The sequence below is a fragment of the Pseudoclavibacter sp. AY1H1 genome, assembly GCF_002931055.1.
GTDB lineage: Bacteria > Actinomycetota > Actinomycetes > Actinomycetales > Microbacteriaceae > Pseudoclavibacter.
Window position 1 is genome coordinate 46,368 of record NZ_PSXX01000012.1, and the last position, 17,441, is coordinate 63,808.

Genomic DNA, 17,441 nt, shown 5'->3' on the forward strand with positions numbered 1-17,441 from the left:
GCGCCCGCCTTATGCCTCACACCGTCGAGCCTTCCCCCGTTCCCGAGCGCCGCAGAGTCGGCGTCATGGGTGGAACCTTCGACCCGATCCACCACGGGCACCTCGTGGCGGCGAGCGAGGCGGCGGCGCACTTCGATCTCGATGAGGTGCTCTTCGTGCCGACGGGGAAGCCGTCGCACAAGTCGCACGTCACCCCGGTCGAGCACCGCTACCTGATGACGGTCATCGCGACGGCCTCGAACCCCCGGTTCAAGGTGAGTCGTGTCGACGTCGACCGCGACGGCCCCACGTACACGATCGACACGCTGCGCGACGTCCAGCGACTCCGCCCGGATGCAGACCTGTACTTCATCACGGGTGCGGATGCCATCGCGCAGATCCTCGGGTGGAAGAACTCGCTCGAGCTGTTCGAACTCGCCCAGTTCGTCGCGGTCTCGCGACCGGGGCACGAGATGCGCACCGACGGCATCCCCGCCGACAAGGTGACGGCGCTCAAGATCCCAGCCCTGGCGATCTCCTCGACGGACATCAGGGCGAGGGCCTACGAGGAGAAGCCGGTCTGGTACCTGGTGCCAGACGGTGTCGTGCAGTACATGGCCAAGCACAGGCTGTACACGGCAGAAGAGATTGATGCCATATGAGTGACGCCCCACTGACTCGCCGCGAGCTTCGCGAGCTCGAACGTCGCCGCGAGAAGGGCGAGCAGCCAGAGCTCCCGACGATGGCGCCGACGGTCTCCGTGGAGGCCGGGGCGGGATTCGACGAAGCTGCTCCGGCCGCTCCTATCGTTCCAGCTGCTCCGGCCCCTCCTGCTGAATCGGCGCAGCTGGCGCAGCTCGCATCCGGCGTCGCGCTCGAGGCTCCGCTCCAGATCGACGGCCGCTCACCGACGCCGATCGACGTGACGGCGACGCTCGAGGCCACTGAGGCATCTGAGGCCCCGGACGTCGCTGAGGTCGAGGAGGTCGCTGAGGCCCCCGAGTTGCCCGGCGACTCGTTCAATCGGAGCCCGGCGGCCGTCGAGCAGGAGGCTCAGGAGGACGGCACGAGCGGCGACTACTTCCGACGCCTCGTCATGGCCAGCCACTCCACGGACGAGACGCCGACGGGCATGATCGTCATGCCGGAGATGAGCTCGCCCGATATCACCGGCGCCCTCAGCGGCGCGGGTGATCTCATGATCACGGGCAAGATGCAGGTCTCCCGCGAGCTCTCCAACTTCGGCACGCTGACGACGGGGCTCGACTCGCCGGAGATCGACCACGCTGACGAGGGCGACGAGCAGCTGCACTCGAGGGCCGTCGAGGAGCACAGTCCGGTCGCGGCCAGCCGCGCGGTGCGCGAGCCTGGAATGCCGCTCGCACCCCGCCGTGGGCACGGCGTGCGGCTGTCGATCTGGGCGGTCGTGAGTGGCCTTGCCGTCGCTGTGGCTGGCGTTGTCGCAGTGATCCTGGGTATTGTTCAGGGTTGGTTCTGATCAGCTGGCGAGCGCATCGCCTCTCGGACACCACGTTGAGCTCATCTGGGCTCTCAATGAAAGGGACCGAATGACCGCGAGTACGCGAGCAATCGAACTGGCAGACATCGCAGCGAAGGCTGCCGACAAGAGACTCGGCTTCGACATCGTCGCCCTGGATGTCTCGAACAACATGCCGCTCACGGACATCTTCCTCCTCGTCTCCGGTCGCAACGAGCGCATGGTGCTCTCCATCGCCGATGAGATCGAAGACGCGATGCGCGACATCGGGCAGCGCACGCTGCGCCGAGAGGGCCGTCGCGAGGGTCGCTGGGTGCTCCTCGACTTCAACGACATCGTCGTGCACGTCTTCCACGAGGAGGAGCGCACGTTCTACGGGCTCGAGCGACTGTGGAACGACGCACCCGTCGTGAAGCTCGATCTCGGCGAGGGCGACGCAGCCGCCGACCAGCCGAACCAGGCCGAGCAGAGCTGAGCGGCGTGACGCCCCGCAGGTCGAAGGGCGGATGGGCCTGGCTCATCCTCACCGGCTTGCTGGCGGGCTTCCTCTCGGGGCTCTTCGGGGTCGGCGGGGGCATCCTCATCGTGCCCGCACTCGTCTATCTGGTGCGGCTCGACACCCGCTTGGCCGCTGGCACCTCGCTGCTCGCCATCCTGCCGTCGGCGATCGTCGGGGTGGTGACGTACGCGGTCGGCGGCAACGTCGACCTTCTCCTGGCGGGGCTCCTGGCCGTCGGCGCGATCGCGGGTGCCCCGCTCGGGTCATGGCTGCTGGAGAAGATCTCGAAGCGCACGCTGCAGTGGGCGTTCATCGCGTTCATCGGCGTCGTCATCGTCTCGCTCTTCCTCGTCGTGCCGTCGAGGGACGCCGCAGTGCACATCGATCTGCTCGGCGGCGCGCTGCTGGTGTTCCTGGGCCTCTGCACGGGCGTGCTGTCCGGCCTGCTCGGCATCGGCGGGGGAGTCGTGGTCGTGCCGATGCTGGTCGTGCTCTTCGGCTCGAGCGACCTGCTCGCGAAGGGCAGCTCCCTGCTCATGATGATTCCGACGGCGCTGTCCGGCACGATCAGCAACCTGCGACGCAAGAACGTGGATGTGGGTGCCGGCCTCGCGGTCGGTGGCGCCGCCTGCCTCACGACGAGCCTCGGGGGCTTGAGCGCCGCCGCCATCTCGCCGTCGCTCGCGAATCTGCTCTTCGCGGCCTTCCTCGTCGTGATCGCGGTGCGCATGGGTGTGGATGCCTGGCCCCGTCGCACCGCTCGGTAGCGACACGCGCTGGCCGCCTCGATTTGGTGCGTCCCAGCTTCTGAGCTATTATTTTCGAGTTCCCGGAAACGGGTGCGGGTCTGTGGCGCAGCTGGTAGCGCACCTGCATGGCATGCAGGGGGTCAGGGGTTCGAATCCCCTCAGATCCACCACGAAGCCCCGGTCAGCTGAAGCTGACCGGGGCTTTTTCGTCCGAGCTGCCGCTCGGTTCCCCGCGCGATGCGGGAGGATGTCCGCATGGCGAGACGCATCATGGGCGACACTGCACGGGCCAACTGGAGCGCGCTCATCGCGGTGCCGTTCGCAGCGGCCTTCTACCTGTTCGTGGCGAGACGCCTCGGCGTCGAGATCGGCGACACGGTTCGCTACCTCGTGAGCATCTTCATCGTGTTCTGGCCGCTGTTCGGAACGGTGTACCTGGTCTGGACGCACCTCGCCTATCGCAACGCGGACGCGGTGCAGCTGCGGGTCGCCTCGAGGCGAGAGCGCATCACGAAGCGCCGCTGGTGGCATCGGCTCGTCGGCTACGGGGGAGCGACGGACTGGACGATGGCGGGCGCCATGGTCGCGGTCGCCCTCACGGTCGCTATCGCGCAGGAACCCGCCTTCCGCGACCAGACCATCTTCGTGGTGCTCGGGCTCGCCACGGTCGCGGCCTCGTGGGCGCTCATGGTCTACGCGTTCGCGTTGGAGTACCTCCGCCTCGACGCGGTCCCTGATGCTGAGGCGGGACATGGGGGAGCGGACGAGCGCGAGCGGGATGCCGCGCGCCGGTCGCAGATCGTGTTCCCGTTCGAGGAGGAGCCTCGCTTCGGCGACTACCTGACGCTCGCGGTCCTGATGTCGACCATGGCGGCGACGGCGTCGGCTGAGATCACGTCACGCCGCGGCTGGCGCATCGCCCGGACCAACGTGGTGCTGGCGTTCGCGTTCAACTCGGTCATCGTCGCCATGATGGTCTCCGTGCTCTTCGGTGGGCTCACGACCTAGGGGGAGGTCAACGCGGGGAGGCTAACGTCGGGACGCTCAGCGCACGACGCGGAAGCCCTCGGTTCCCTTTGGGGTCCGCTCGGAGACGCGAGATGCGGTGACTTCGGCATACGGGGGCCCTTTGCTCATCCACGCGAGGAGCGCATCCACCTGGTGCTCCTCTCCTTCGAGCTCGGCTTCGACCCGGCCGTCGTGGAGGTTGCGGACCCAGCCGCTCACACCCAGCCGCTGCGCCTCCTGCGCTGTGGTGAAGCGGTAGCCGACACCCTGGACAGTCCCGGCCACGATGACGTTGACTCTCCGCATAGCCACATTGTGCTTTCCACGCCTGGAATCCGGGAAGATGCCGGCCCGTGTGGGGTGAGAAGCACAGCCTTTTCCCATCTGGTGGGCTCGGCCCATCTGGCGGGCTCGGGGAGCTTCCGCGGTCAGGTCAGGTGCGAGAGCTCGCCCACGTCGTAGCCGGTGTTCGGGAGGCAGCCGAGCTCGGTCAGCAGCTCGGGCATGCTCCACAGCCGTACCTCCTGGGGGCGGGTGGTGGCGATCGATGCCGCCGCGCTGCCGCCGATCGCGAGTTGGCGCACACTCACGGAAGACGGACCAGATGCGGGACTCGGCGCACCGTGGACGATGCGCCAGGAGGGGTGCCCATCGAGCGGATGCTCCTCGACGAGCAGCGAGGACGGCTCGTCTCGGAGGCCACGGCCGGAGACCTTCAGCGCGGCCTCCTTCGCCGTCCAGAGGGCGATGCGAGCGGCGACGCCCACCCGCTGCGTCGACGCGGGCATCCGCAGCCGCTCTGCTGGGTGCAGGGCGTACGCGTCGAACTCGGACCACAGCTGTGTCGGCACGGTCTCGATGTCGACGCCGATCGCGTCCGCCGGGTCGGCGATCGCGACGAGCACCCGGCCGTTCGTCGTCGAGGAGCTGAGCGAGAGGTCGCTGCTCGTCGGCTGCCCGTGGCGCCCGCCGCAGTCTGCGCAGCGGCGGTCGATGACGAGCTCGCCGGCCAGCTCGAGCGGGACCCCGCGGCCCCACGCCGCCAGCAGCCGGAGGGCGGCGCGCCCCGCCAGCGTGCGGCGACGCAGCTCCTCGGTGCTCCGAGCGCCGGCGGCGGCGAGGTCGTCGGCGCTCGCGCACTGCGACGCGGCGTCGAGGACCTCGTCGATGCCAGCGGCGAGCACGGCGATCATCGGCGGCTGATGCGGCGGTACTGCCACACGGCGATCGGCGCGAAGATCGCGATGATCGCGACGCTGCACAGGAACGCGTACAGGACGGCGTTCTCGGCGGGCCATCCTCCGGCAGCCGTGAAGCCGCTCGGGGCCGCGTTGCCGAAGAGCTCCCTGACGGCGCTTGCGACCGCCGTGACCGGGTTCCACTCCGCGAACGCGCGAAGGGGGCCGGGGAGCATGTCCGCTGAGACGAAGGCACCGGAGATGAAGCAGACGGGGAACAGCCACAGGAGGCCGAGGCTCTGCGCGACCTCGACGCTCTTTGCGGTGAGCGCGATGGTCGCGCCGATCCAGGAGGTCGCGAAGGCGAAGAGCAGCAGCAGCGCGAAAGCGGCGAGCACTTCGAGCGGGCCGGATTCGACGCGCCAGCCGATCGCGAGTCCGCACGTCAGGATCACGGCGATGGAGATGATGCTCGTGACGAGATCGGAGCTCGTCCGTCCGAGGATGACGCCGACGCGCGACATGGGGAGCGTGCGGAGCCGATCGATGAGGCCGGACTGCAGGTCCTTCGCGAGGTAGACGGCGGTGAACGAGGAGTTGAAGGTCAGGGTCTGGGCGAGAATGCCGCCGATCAGGAACTGCCGGTAGTCGGCGCCGCCCAACGCGCCGCCGAAGACGAAGGCGAGGATGAGGACGAAGATGATGGGCTGCGCGATGCCGGTCACGAGGGCGCCAGGCGTGCGCTGCACGTTGAGCACGTTCCTGCGGGCGACGATGCTGCCGTCGCGGAAGGCCGCGGTGATTGCGCTCATGCGGTGACCGCCTGTCGCTCGTCGTTGGTGTGCAGCTCGGCGGACGCATCGTCGGGTCGCTGCCCCGTGATCTGGAGGAAGACCTCGTCGAGGGTCGGCTGCCGCAGCGCCGCCTCGATCGTGCCGATCCCGGCCTCCGAGAGGCCGGCGAGCACGGCAGCGAGATCACGGCTGCCGTTCGGTGCCTTGGCGGTGATGCGCACGGCGCGGTCGTCGAGGGACGCCTCGCGTCCGACCGCGGCGACGATCTGGAGAGCCCTGTGGCCGTCCTCCGCCCGCTCGAGAACAAGATCGATCGCGGCTCCTCCTGCCCGCGCCTTGAGCGCCGACGCGGTGCCCTCTGCCACGATCCGGCCCGAGTCGATGACCGAGATGGCATCGGCCAGCTGGTCGGCCTCCTCCAGGTACTGGGTTGTCAGGAGCACCGTCGTGCCTGCCGTCGCGAGCGTCTGGATCGCATCCCAGGTATCGCGACGCCCGCGCGGGTCGAGTCCCGTCGTCGGCTCGTCGAGGATCACGACGGGCGGCCTGGCGACGATGGCGCCGGCAAGGTCGAGGCGGCGGCGCATGCCGCCCGAGTAGTCGCCCGCGCGCTTCTTGGGGTGCAGGTCGTCGAGGCGGAAGTCGCGGAGCAGCTCGTTCGCGCGTGCCTTCGCGTCTCGGCGCCGCATGCCGTAGAGCTGGCCGACCATCGTCAGGTTCTCGACTCCGGTGAGCTTCTCGTCGACGGCCGCGTACTGGCCGGAGACGCCGATGCTGCGGCGCACGTCCTGAGCCTCGCGCCGGACGGAGTGGCCGGCGACCTGCACGTCGCCGGCATCCGGGTCGAGGAGGGTCGTGACGACTCGGACGGTGGTGGTCTTGCCCGCCCCGTTCGGGCCGAGGAGTGCGTGGACGGAGCCTGCTGGGATCTCGAGGTCGACGCCGTCGAGTGCGGTGAAGTCGCCGAAGCGCTTCCTGAGCCCGCGGATCGAGATCACGAGACCGCCAGGTCGCGCTCGCGGACGGGCGTGATGTCTCGCCAGTTCTCGGTCACGTAGTCGAGGCAGGCCTGCTTGGGGGCTGGGCCGTAGACGACGACCCAGCCTGCGGGCACGTCGGCGAAGTCGGGCCAGAGGGAGTGCTGCTGCAGCTCGTTGACGAGGACTCGGAACTCTGCGGAGATGTCATCGAACGGATTGGTCATGATGTTCCCTTCTCTGTTCACGCGGGGGTTCGTGAGTGAGGTGGCGCGAATGGTTCTCCAGGTGCTTCGGAGCAGGCTCGCTATCGGTTGGCAAGCTGTGCATGTGAATCGGACATGAGCGTGTCGAGCACTGGGGCGATCACGCGGAGGGAGGCGTCGTCGAGCAGCGCCGAGTGGCGAGCCTGGACTCCGCTCGAGGTGACCCGACCCGTGGCGTGCGCCGCCCAGGCCTGTGGGGCTGGCCGGTCTGCCGGCACGTCGACGCGCGCCTCGAACACGTGCAGCCCGCCCTCGAAGGTGGGGATCGGGGTCGTGTCGAGGAGCGCCCCGACGCGGAGGAAGCCGCGCACCATGCGGTCGATGCTCCGTGCCGGGATGTCCGCGAGGGGGTTGCCCGCCTCTGCCAGGACTGCGCGCACCGCTTCGGCGTCGAGCTCGCCTGCCGGGGCCGCCACCTCGTTGGCGTCGAGGAACGCGCGCCACATGCGGTCGCCGCCGTCGACTCCGGCGACGGAAGAATGCTCCGTCGGGTAGGCGTCGATGATGGCGAGGAGCTCGACCTCGTCGCCGCCGCGCTGGAGGTGGGCGGCGAGGTGGTGCGCCAGGCGTCCGCCGAAGGACCATCCGACGATCCGATACGGACCCTCGGGCTGCACGCTCTTCATGGCCTTCACGTACGCGTCGAGCAGCTCCTCGAGCGAGCTGTGCTCGAATTCGTGATCGACATCGGGCGCGATGCCGGGCAGCTGCAGTCCGTAGAGCGGCCGGCTGCCCTCGAGGTGCGCGAGGAGCCCCGCGAACTTCCAGGAGATTCCGCTCGCTGGGTGGACCGCGAAGAGCGGCTCCTGGCCGGCGGTGGAGCCGTCCGCGTCGCGCGCTGGGCGCAGCGGCAGGATCATCCGGAGGCTCTCCGCGATGTCGCCGCCACCGTCGCTTGCGAGGGCGGCGAGGCCCTCGACCGACGGCGCCTGGAAGATGGCTTGCACGGGCAGCTCGGTGCCGAGCGCGTCGTTGATGGCCCGGATGGTCGGCTGCGCGACGAACGAGTGGCCTCCGAGCGCGAAGAACGAGTCGTCGGCGCGGACGTCGTCGACGCCGAGCGTCTCGGCGAAGGCCGCTGCCACGGCCAGCTCAGCGCGTGTGCTCGGGGCGCGCCCGGTGCCTCCGCTCGCCTGCTGTTCCGGGAGGGCGTCTCGGTCGAGCTTGCCGTTCGGGGTGAGCGGGATGCGCGCGATGACCCTGATGCCGACCGGATGCATGTAGTCGGGCACCCGTCCGCGAACGGCCGCGAGCACCTGATCGGCCAGCTGTTCCCGCGCCGTGTCGTCCGACTCGGCGGGCAGCTCGCTCGGCACGATCCAGGCGCCGAGCACGGTCTGTCCGGCCGACTCGACGGGAAGGACCACGGCACTGGCGACGCCGGGCTGCTCGGAGATGACGCGGGTCAGCTCCTCGGGTTCCACGCGGTGTCCGCGGATCTTGAGCTGCGCATCGGTGCGGCCGAGCGAGACGACGCGGCTGGGCTCGTCAGGCATCGCGTCCCGCACGACCACGAGGTCGCCGGTGCGGTACATGCGGCTGCCGTCGCGGGCGAAGGGGTCGGCGACGAAGCGCTCGGCGGTGGCTGCTGAGCGGCCCGTGTAGCCGTCGGCGAGCTGGGGCCCGGAGAGCCAGAGCTCGCCGATGCTGCCAGCTGGTGCCGGTCGGAGGCGGGCATCGAGCACGTGGCCGACGACGTCCCGAGTCGTGGATCCGAGCGTGGGCTCCTTCGTGTCCTCGATGCTGGCGAGCATCGAGTCGACGCCGACCTCGGTCGGGCCGTACAGGTTCCAGGCACGGGTGCTGGTCCGGCGACGCAGCCAGGTCCAGAGCTCGCCGCTGATCGCTTCGCCGCCGAGGAGGAGCGTGAAGCTGTCCGCGGCTGAGAGGGAGTCGAGCCAGTGCTCGAGGCCCGTCTGCGCGGTGAGCGCCTCGACGTAGCTCGGCGTCGTCTCCCATGCCCTGATCTGCCGGTCGGCGAACAGTTGGACGAGCGCCTCCGGGTCGCGGCGCACGTCGTCTGCGATGACGTGCAGCTCGTGGCCGCTCGCGAGCCACAGGATGGGGTCCATGGCCGCGTCGAAGCCGACGCCGGTGGTGTGCGCGACGCGGATGCGGCGCTCGGCGGCGTCCGGCAGCAGGGTCGAGCGGTGGCTGCGCAGGAGGCTCGCGAGAGCGCGGTGGGGCACCTGGACTCCCTTGGGGACCCCGGTCGTTCCCGAGGTGAAGATGAGGTAGGCGGGGGCGTCGAGCTGCGCGGTGCGCACCTCGGAGCCGCCGGCCTTGCCCGCCTCGCCGGCGGCGCCGGCGCCTTCGGCGAGGATCTCGTCGAGTCCTCCGTCGATGACCAGCGCGGGACGGGCCGCATCGAGCATCCCGTCGACGCGCTCGTTCGGGTACTCGGGGTCGATGGGCATCGCGACGGCACCGGCCCGCCAGATTCCGAGGAGAGCGGCGACGGTGTCGATCGACCGTGGCAGGCGGTAGGCGACGACGCCGCCCCGTGTCACGCCGCTGCGACGCAGCGCCAGGGACACCTGCTCGGTTCGCTCGGCGAGGGTCCGGAAATCGACCGCACCGTCCGGGGCGACGACGGCCGGTGCGTCCGGGGTGCGCTCCGCCGCGGCATCGAAGGCCTCGAGCACGGAGCGGAGGTCCGCGTCCGCAGCCACGTCGCCGTCAGGCCGCCAGGCCGGCAGCCGTTCCGGGGTGCCAGGGATGGTGATCGACGCGAGCGGCGCATCCGGGGTCTCGGTCGCGACCGTGAGGAAGGCGAGGAGTCGCTCGACGAGGCCGTTGGCCGCTGCCTCGCTGAACAGCGCGGAGTTGTACTCGAGCACTCCTGGCACGTCGGAGCCGGCCTCGGCCGGGCGCAGCGTGAAGGACAGGTCGAACTTCGCGCCTCCCGTGCTCTCCGGGGCCACGGGCGAGACATCGACGCCGGGGAGCGCAAGCGGCAGATCGCTCTGCTCTTCCACGGCCAGCATCGTCTGGAACAGGGGGTGGCGTCCGAGCACGCGTTCCGGCGCGACGGCCTCGACGATGCGCTCGAACGGCACCTGCTCGTGGTCGATGCCGAAGAGCGCTGACGCTCGTGCGGCCTCGACGGCGCCTGCCAGGGTGGCGTCGTCTCCGAGCTGGATCCTGAGGGGCAGCGTGTTGACGAAGAACCCGATCAGGTCGCTCAGGTCAGCATCCTGGCGCCCCGCCGACGGGGCCCCGATCACGAGGTCCGTGCCCGAGCCCGTGCGCATGAGGAAGCCGGCGAGCGCGCCGAGCCAGCCGTGGAAGCCGCTCGCGGACGTGCCGGCGGCGACGGAGCCGAGACCGGTGGCGACGTTCGCGGGGACCGTGAAGGCCAGCTGACGCGCCGGCTGGGCACTCCCGGCTTCGCGGGCGCCGTCTGCGCTGAGCTCCAGCACCGACGGCGCACCGTCGAGGAAGTCGGTCCAGGCGGTGAGCTCGCGTGCTTCGCGTGCGTCGTCCTCATGCGCCGTGAGCAGGCGCGCGAAGTCGGCGAACTGGGCAGGCAGCGGGCGCCGGAGTGCTGCGGAGCCGCTCCTTCGCGCCGTGTACGCGGTTGCGAGATCGTGGGCGAGGGGGGCCAGCGAGGCTCCGTCGGTCGCGATGTGGTGGATGACGAGCTGGAGCAGCCAGGATCCGTCGCCCAGCTCGGAGAGTCCCGCGCGGAAGGGCAGGTCGCGAGTGAGGTCGAAGCCGGCGGAGGCGTCGACCGGCTCGCTCTGGAGCAGGCCGGAGACCGGGGCGTGGATGCGCTGCACAGGTGCCCCGTCGGCCTCCGGGTAGCTCGTGCGCAGCACCTCGTGGCGGGCGACGAGGTCGTCGAGCGCGCCGACGAGCGCCTCCCGGTCCAGTTCGCCGTCGAGCCGAGCGCTGAGGACGACGTTGTAGTCGCCGGAGCTCGGCGCGAGTCGGTTGAGGAACCAGAGGCGGGCCTGACCGGGGGAGAGCGGGAGCGGCTGTCCGGCCACGCGGGGGTTCGCTGCCGTCCACTCTCGAAGCGGCGGGCGCGTGCTGGAGACCACCATGTGGGCGTCCTCGGTGCGCTCGCCGGTGCGGCCGAGCAGCGCCAGCAGGCCAGCAGGCGTGGGGGCGTCGAAGATCGCGCGGAGCGCCGGTGCGGTGCCGAAGCGCGTCCGCAGCTCCCCGGCAAGCGCGACGGCGAGCAGGGAGTGCCCGCCGAGGCGGAAGAAGTCGTCGTCCAGTCCGACCTCGTCGAGGCCGATGACGGCGGCGAACGCCGCGCAGATGGCGCGCTCGTCCTCGGTCTGCGGGCGCCGCGAACCCGCGGCGGACTCGGGCGCGGGCAGCGCTGCGAGGTCGACCTTCCCGTTCGGGGTCAGGGGCAGACGCTCGAGCACGGTGACGCTCGAGGGCACCATGTAGTCGGGCAGCGCGGCGCGGGCGTGGGCGGTGACGGTCTGGGCGTCGGCGGTCCCGGCGACCCAGGCGACGAGCCGCGCGCTGTCCCGGCCGGCAGGCGCGTGGATGGTCGCGACTGCGGCATCCACGCCAGCCGTGCGCTCGAGGCTCCGTTCGACATCCCCGAGCTCGATGCGGTAGCCGCGCAGCTTGATCTGGTCGTCGTCGCGGCGGAGGAACTCGAGCTCGCCCGATCCATGGCGGCGGACGATGTCGCCGGTGCGGTAGAGGCGGGAGCCGTCGCCGGAAGGGTCGGCGATGAAGGCGGTCGCGGTCTCGGCGGCTCGCCCGCGGTACCCGTGCGCCTCCGAGGCGCCGGCGAGGTGCAGCTCTCCCGGCACTCCGTCCGGCACATCCCTGAGGAACGCGTCGAGCACTCGCGCGGTCACGTTCGCGACAGGGCGGCCGATGCGCACGTGTCCTGGTTCGCTGATGCGGGTGACGACGGAATCGACGGCGAACTCGCTCGGGCCGTAGAGGTTCCACGCGTCGACGCCGTCCGCGGCGAGGAGGGAGTCCCAGAGCTCTCGCGAGACGGCCTCGCCGCCGAGCGCGATGAGCAGGGGCGTCTCCCGGTGCGCGGCGCGGTCGAGGAGTCCCGTGCTGATGAGCTGTCGGACGTAGGAGGGCGTGGTCTCGAGCACGTCGATCGCGGCGTCAACGACGCGCTGCACGAGCTCGTCGGCGCTTCGTCGCGTGCTGTCCGTGGCCATCACGAGCGTTGACCCGGCGGCGAGCCAGAGGATCGGGTCCCAGGCGGCGTCGAAGCCGAGGCCGGCGACGTGGAGGACACGCGGGGCTCGCCCGTCGAGGCGCGAGCGCAGCGGGGCGATCATGGCGTCCTCGTGCTGCGCCTGGACGTTGGCGAGCGCGGAGTGCGGCACCTGCACGCCCTTGGGGGTGCCGGTCGTGCCCGAGGTGAACACGAGGTAGGCGGGCTGCTCGGCATGGGGGAGCTCTGGCAGGCTCGTGTTCTCGGCGCTCTCCCCGAGCGCGACGAGCGCGGCGGGGGCGACTGCCGGAGTGCCGGAGTCAGCGGCGAGGGTGGCGAGCCGGTCAGCATCGCTTGCGACGAGCAGCGCGGGCATGCTCGCCTCGAGGATCTGCGCGATGCGCGCGTCCGGGTAGTCGATGTCGATGGGAACGGCGATCGCTCCGCTGCGGAGCGCGGCGAGCACGAGGGTCACCGCGTCGCCCGAGCGCGGAAGCGCGATGGCGACGCGATCGCCGGGACGCACACCGGAGGCGACGAGCCCCAGGGCCGCGGCGTCGACGCGGGCTCCGAGCTCGGCGAACGAGAGGTTTTCGTGCGCGTCCTCGAGCGCAGAGGCCCGGGGTGCGCGGCGGATGCTGGCCGCGAGCACGTCGAGGACGGTCCCTTCGACGGTCAGCGAGCGGCCACGGGCCTGCGTGTCGATGCGGTGCCGCGTCGCCGCGTCGACGGCGGGGATCTCCGAGAGGGGGCGCTCGATCGTCTCGACCATGGCGGCGAGCATCCGATCGACCGTGTCGCGCATGCGCTCGATCGTCGATTCGTCGAAGAGGGCGAGGTCGTAGGCGAGCGCGGCCTCGAGCGGCCCCGCGTCGCCAGCGGGCGTCGAGAAGTCGAGCATGAGGTCGGTCTTCACGCCCGCCGTCGTCACCTGGCCGGGGACGGTCACCTCGACATCACCGAGGTCGAGCCGGGCTGGCTCGGTGTTCTGCAGCGTCAGGAGCACCTGGAAGACGGGGTGGCGATCGGCGACGCGAGGGGGGCGGACGGCGTCGACGACAGCATCGAACGGCACGTCCTGGTGCGCGTAGGCCTCGGTGTTCCCCGCCCGGACGCGCTCGATGAGCTCGGCGAGGGTCGGGTTGCCGACGAGCGAGGTGCGCAGCGCGACCGTGTTGACGAAGAAGCCCACGAGGCGCTCGAGCTTGGGGTCGACGCGGCCCGCGACCGGCGTGCCGAGGACGATGTCGGTGCCTGCGCCGTGCTGGCCGAGCGCGGCGGCGACGGCAGCGTGGAGGACGATGAAGAGGCTCGTGCGGTGCTCAGAGGCGACGCGGCGCAGCGCGAGGTGGCGTTCGGCGTCGAGCTCGAAGGCGAGGTGACCGATGTCGCTCGGCCGGCTCCCGCGCTCGCGGTCTCGCGGTAGGTCGATCTCGTCCGGTGCGCCCGCGAGGGCCCGGCGCCAGAAGTCGAGCTGAGTGCTCATGGCGCTCGTGGAGTCCTCCTCCGAGCCGAGCGACTCCCGCTGCCACAGGGTGTAGTCGGCGTAGGAGACGGGCAGCGCGGGGGACGGGGCGGCGCTCGAGCCGGCGGACTCGGGAGCCGTGCGCGCCGTGTAGGCGGCGGAGAGGTCGGCGGCGAAGGGCGCGAGCGACCAGCCATCCGAGGCGATGTGGTGCATGGTCGCGACGAGCACGTGCGAGGTCGCGGAGCGGCGCAGGAGCACAGCGCGCAGGGGAACCTCGACGGTCACGTCGAAGGGACGCAGCGATTCCTGCCTGACGATCTCGTCGACCCGGTCCGCGGGGACCTCGACGGCCGTGAAGGAGGGGGCGCCCTCGTCGATCGGGAGGATGTGCTGGCGCGGCTCCCCATCGATGTACGGGAAGACGGTGCGCAGCGGCTCGTGGCGCTCCGCGACGTCCCGGAACGCCCAGCGGAGGGCGGCAACGTCGAGCTCGCCGTCCAGGTGCAGCACGACGGGGATGTTGTAGGCGCTCGAGCCTGGCTCGAGGCTGTTCAGGAACCACAGGCGACGCTGGGCGAGTGAGACGGGGAGCTCGTCCGAGTGGGGTGTCGGAACGAGCGGGAGCGTCCGAGCGGCGTCGGCATCCTCGGCATCGAGCGAGGCGAGGCCTGCGACCGTGGGCCGCTCGAACACGTCGCGCACCGTGACCTGGCGTTCGAGGCGCTCGGAGAGCTTCGAGGCGAGCTTCGTGGCGAGCAGCGAGTGCCCTCCCGCGGCGAAGAAGTCCTCGTCGACGCCGATCGAGGTGATGCCGAGCACGTCGGCGAACGCCTCGGCCGTGACGCGCTCCGCGCGGGTGCGGGGCTGCTGCACGGGGTCGCTCGGCGCCTGGTCCGGCGCGGGAAGTGCGCGCCGGTCGAGCTTCCCGTTCGGCGTCATCGGCAGCTCGCTGAGCGCGAGCACGCTGCTCGGCACCATGTAGCCCGGCAGCTCGGTCGCGAGGGAGGCCCTGGTGCGGGCGGCCAGGTCCGTGATCTCGCTGTCACCGGTCACGTAGCCGACGAGGCGGGCGGATGCGCCTTCGCCGACCACGATCGCGGCGGCGGCCGAGACGCCGGGCTGCCGACGCAGCGCGGCCTCCACCTCGGCGAGCTCGACTCGGTAGCCGCGGATCTTGATCTGCTCGTCGATGCGGCCCAGGAAGCGGAGCGAGCCGCTGCGGCGGCGACGCACGACGTCTCCGGTGCGGTACATGCGCGTCCCGTCGCCGGCGAAGGGGTCGGCGAGGAAGCGCTCGGCGCTGAGGCCTGGCTGCCCGACGTAGCCGGAGGCGACGTTCGCGCCGGCAAGGTACAGCTCGCCGATCGCGCCGTCGGGAACGGGCGTGAGCGATGCATCCAGGAGGTAGTGGCGCGTGTTGCGCACGGAGGTGCCGATGTGCGGCTCGGAGCCGCTCTCGATCGGCGCGATGAGGCTGTCGACGGTCGTCTCCGTCGGCCCGTAGAGGTTGAGGGCGCGGACGTCCGGCTGGGCCGCCAGGACATCCCAGAGCGCGGGTCCGACGGCTTCCCCGCCGAGCGCGATCTCGGTCGGGTAGCGGTCCTGGTCGAACAGCCCGCCGGCGATCAGCGCCTCGGCGAACGACGGGGTCGTCTCGATCGCGTCGATCCCGTGCTCGGCGAAGTACGCGGCGAGCCGCTGGGGGTCACGGCGGACGTCGTCGTCGATCATGTGCAGCTCGTGGCCGGCGAAGAGCCAGAGCAGCGGGTCCCAGGCGGCGTCGAACGAGAGGCCAGCCGTGTGCGCGACCCGCGCCGGCCTACCGAGGCGCTCGGCTGCCGGGTCGAAGATCTCTGCCCGGTGGTGCTCGAAGAGGTTCCGGAGGGCGAGGCGGTCGACGCCGACGCCCTTGGGGCGGCCGGTGCTGCCCGAGGTGAACACGACGTAGGCCAGCTCGGAGGGAGCCACCGTCGGAAGGCCGCTGGGGTCCGCCGTCTTCCGACGCCAGGCGACCGACGTGTCGGCGTCGATCGGGAGGGTCGCGACCCGCCACTGCGCTCCCGCCGCCAGGTCGCGCTGCTCCTGCGCCTTGCTCGTGAGCAGGAGCGCTGGCTGTGCGTCTTCGATCATGTTGCCGACTCGGTCGATGGGGTACTCGGGGTCGAGGGGGACGTACACGCCGCCGGCCTTGAGCACCGCGAGCACCAGTACGGGGAGGTGTCGGCTGCGCTCGATGCGCACGGCGACCGTGCGCCCCGCACCGACGCCCTCGCCAACGAGGTGGTGGGCGAGCCTCGTCGAGAGTGCGTCCAGTTCAGCGAAGGTGAGCGTGCCGTCTGCGGCGACGACCGCCGTCTCCGCGTCTCGGACCGCTGCGACCTTCGAGAAGGCACGCAGCACGGACTCCTGGCCGATCGGGACATCGTCGCCTGAGCCCTGCTCGAGGAGCCCCGCGATCTCGTCGGCGCGCACGACGTTGGCGTCGGTGACGGTGGTGGTCGCCGGCTCGTCGAGGACCTGCGAGAGCAGCTCGAGCATCCGCCAGGCGTGCTCGCGCAGGACGTCGCTCGTGTACAGCTCCGCGTCGCCCTCGAGCTGGAGCGTCGGCGCGGCGGCCTCGCTCGTGAGCCCCGAGATGACGACGGACAGGTCATGCACCGGTCCCGTCGACAGGATGTTCACGGTGCCGCGAGCGCGGCCGAAGACCAGCTCGTCGATGACCGGGAGGAGATTGACGGAAGGGCCCGCGAGCGCGTGCGTCTGGGCCACCTCCTCGACTCGGAACTGCTGGTGGGCGACGGCGCCGCGGACCGCGTCACCGGCATTGGCGATGACCTCGGAGAGGCTGAGCCCCGCGGAGACGTCGACGCGCAGGGGGAGGATGCTCGAGAGCATCGAGGGGGTCGTCTTCGCGACCTTGCCGCGCCGCGCTGTGACCGGGAGGCCGAGGGAGACCCGCGCCTGTCCGGTCATCTTCGACAGGTACAGGGCCACGAGGCCCACGGCCGTCTTCGGCAGGTCGCGGCCCAGCGCTCGCAGACGAGCCGCGTCGGCCTCCGGGATGCTCGTCGAGACGCGCACGACGCGCTTGGCGGCGCGTCCGGTCGTGCCCTCGAGGCCCGTGACGACGCTGTCGTCGGCGAGCTGGGCGCGCCAGTAGTCGGCATCCGCCTCGTGCTTCTCCGACGACGCGTACTCGTCGAGATGCTCGTGGAGCTCGTGCAGGCCGGGCAAGGGAGACGCGCTCCTCGCGGCGAGGTGCGCGATGGGCCCGGACAGGAGCGTGCCGAGCACGCCGCGAGGGGCGCTCTTCTCGAGCCGGGTGTACGCGCCGGCGAGGTAGCGCAGGCCGACGACGGCCGAGTAGCCGTCGAGGAGCACGTGGTGGACGCGCTGGAACAGGAGCCAGCGCTCCTCGGCGACTCGGTACAGCGTCGTGCCGAGCAGGTCGCCGCCGGTCATCGACCGGGGCGTCTCCAGCTCGAGGTCCATGCGCTCGCGGGCGACCCGGACCGCCTCCTCCTCGCCGAGGCGACGGAGATCGGACGCCGTGAGGAGGTCGGCCGTCGGGGAGGGGCGCTCGAGCACGGCGTACGGCCCGTCGCCGTCCTCGGCCAGGACGAGGCTCATCGCGTCGAGGTCGGCAACCGTCTTCGTGAACGCGATCCGCAGCAGCCCCTCATCGACCTGGCCACGGAGATCGAGGTACTGCCCGATCTGGTAGCTGGGGTTCTCGGGGTCGAGCTGCTGGGCATACCAGATGCCCAGCTGCGCTGCCGTGAGGGGAAGGCGATCTGGGGAACCCGCGGTGGTCTGCTGGTTCGTCTCGATGCGGCGGCTGGTCTCGGTCACTGTGCGCTCCTCATAGAG

General features: G+C 71.1%; 11 protein-coding genes and 1 tRNA gene. 6 read left to right on the top strand and 6 right to left on the bottom strand.

All coding sequences use genetic code 11. The features are described from left to right. The first annotated feature begins 11 nt into the window (after positions 1-11). From nadD to C5E05_RS16070, 6 genes are all read left to right on the top strand, one after another. Positions 12-641: a nicotinate-nucleotide adenylyltransferase gene (gene nadD, locus C5E05_RS16045; RefSeq protein ID WP_104240830.1), complete on the top strand. Its 630-nt coding sequence runs from the start codon at positions 12-14 to the stop codon at positions 639-641. Beyond that, positions 638-1,477, top strand: coding sequence for a hypothetical protein (locus C5E05_RS16050; protein ID WP_104342502.1), 840 nt, complete (start codon positions 638-640; stop codon positions 1,475-1,477). Before nadD ends, C5E05_RS16050 begins: the two co-directional genes overlap by 4 nt. Before the next feature lie 70 nt (positions 1,478-1,547). Then, complete coding sequence (gene rsfS, locus C5E05_RS16055) at positions 1,548-1,952, top strand: ribosome silencing factor (RefSeq protein WP_104342531.1); 405 nt, start codon at positions 1,548-1,550, stop codon at positions 1,950-1,952. A gap of 5 nt (positions 1,953-1,957) precedes the next feature. Beyond that, positions 1,958-2,743, top strand: coding sequence for a sulfite exporter TauE/SafE family protein (locus tag C5E05_RS16060; protein WP_258063086.1), 786 nt, complete (start codon positions 1,958-1,960; stop codon positions 2,741-2,743). A 76-nt stretch (positions 2,744-2,819) separates the two neighbouring features. Next, a tRNA-Ala gene (locus C5E05_RS16065) sits at positions 2,820-2,895 on the top strand. Positions 2,896-2,980: 85 nt separating this feature from the next. Next, positions 2,981-3,733 carry a DUF1345 domain-containing protein gene (locus tag C5E05_RS16070; protein WP_181059687.1) on the top strand — a complete coding sequence of 251 codons (753 nt, stop codon included), beginning with the start codon at positions 2,981-2,983 and terminating at the stop codon, positions 3,731-3,733. Between the two features lie 36 nt (positions 3,734-3,769). Here C5E05_RS16070 and C5E05_RS16075 read toward each other — a convergent pair whose 3' ends face one another. From C5E05_RS16075 to C5E05_RS16100, 6 genes are all read right to left on the bottom strand, one after another. Beyond that, positions 3,770-4,039 carry an acylphosphatase gene (locus C5E05_RS16075; RefSeq protein ID WP_160070539.1) on the bottom strand — a complete coding sequence of 90 codons (270 nt, stop codon included), beginning with the start codon at positions 4,037-4,039 and terminating at the stop codon, positions 3,770-3,772. Between the two features lie 122 nt (positions 4,040-4,161). Further along, positions 4,162-4,926, bottom strand: coding sequence for a 4'-phosphopantetheinyl transferase superfamily protein (locus C5E05_RS16080; RefSeq protein ID WP_181059688.1), 765 nt, complete (start codon positions 4,924-4,926; stop codon positions 4,162-4,164). Next, the gene (locus C5E05_RS16085) at positions 4,923-5,723 is read right to left on the bottom strand and encodes an ABC transporter permease (protein ID WP_104240835.1); all 801 of its coding nucleotides are present in this window, start codon (positions 5,721-5,723) and stop codon (positions 4,923-4,925) included. The genes C5E05_RS16080 and C5E05_RS16085 overlap by 4 nt, the downstream gene beginning before the upstream one ends. Next, the gene (locus tag C5E05_RS16090; protein ID WP_104306345.1) at positions 5,720-6,703 is read right to left on the bottom strand and encodes an ATP-binding cassette domain-containing protein; all 984 of its coding nucleotides are present in this window, start codon (positions 6,701-6,703) and stop codon (positions 5,720-5,722) included. Before C5E05_RS16090 ends, C5E05_RS16085 begins: the two co-directional genes overlap by 4 nt. Then, the gene (locus C5E05_RS16095; protein WP_104298996.1) at positions 6,700-6,909 is read right to left on the bottom strand and encodes an MbtH family protein; all 210 of its coding nucleotides are present in this window, start codon (positions 6,907-6,909) and stop codon (positions 6,700-6,702) included. Before C5E05_RS16095 ends, C5E05_RS16090 begins: the two co-directional genes overlap by 4 nt. Before the next feature lie 80 nt (positions 6,910-6,989). After that, complete coding sequence (locus tag C5E05_RS16100) at positions 6,990-17,423, bottom strand: non-ribosomal peptide synthetase (RefSeq protein ID WP_104342504.1); 10,434 nt, start codon at positions 17,421-17,423, stop codon at positions 6,990-6,992. Positions 17,424-17,441: the final 18 nt, after the last annotated feature.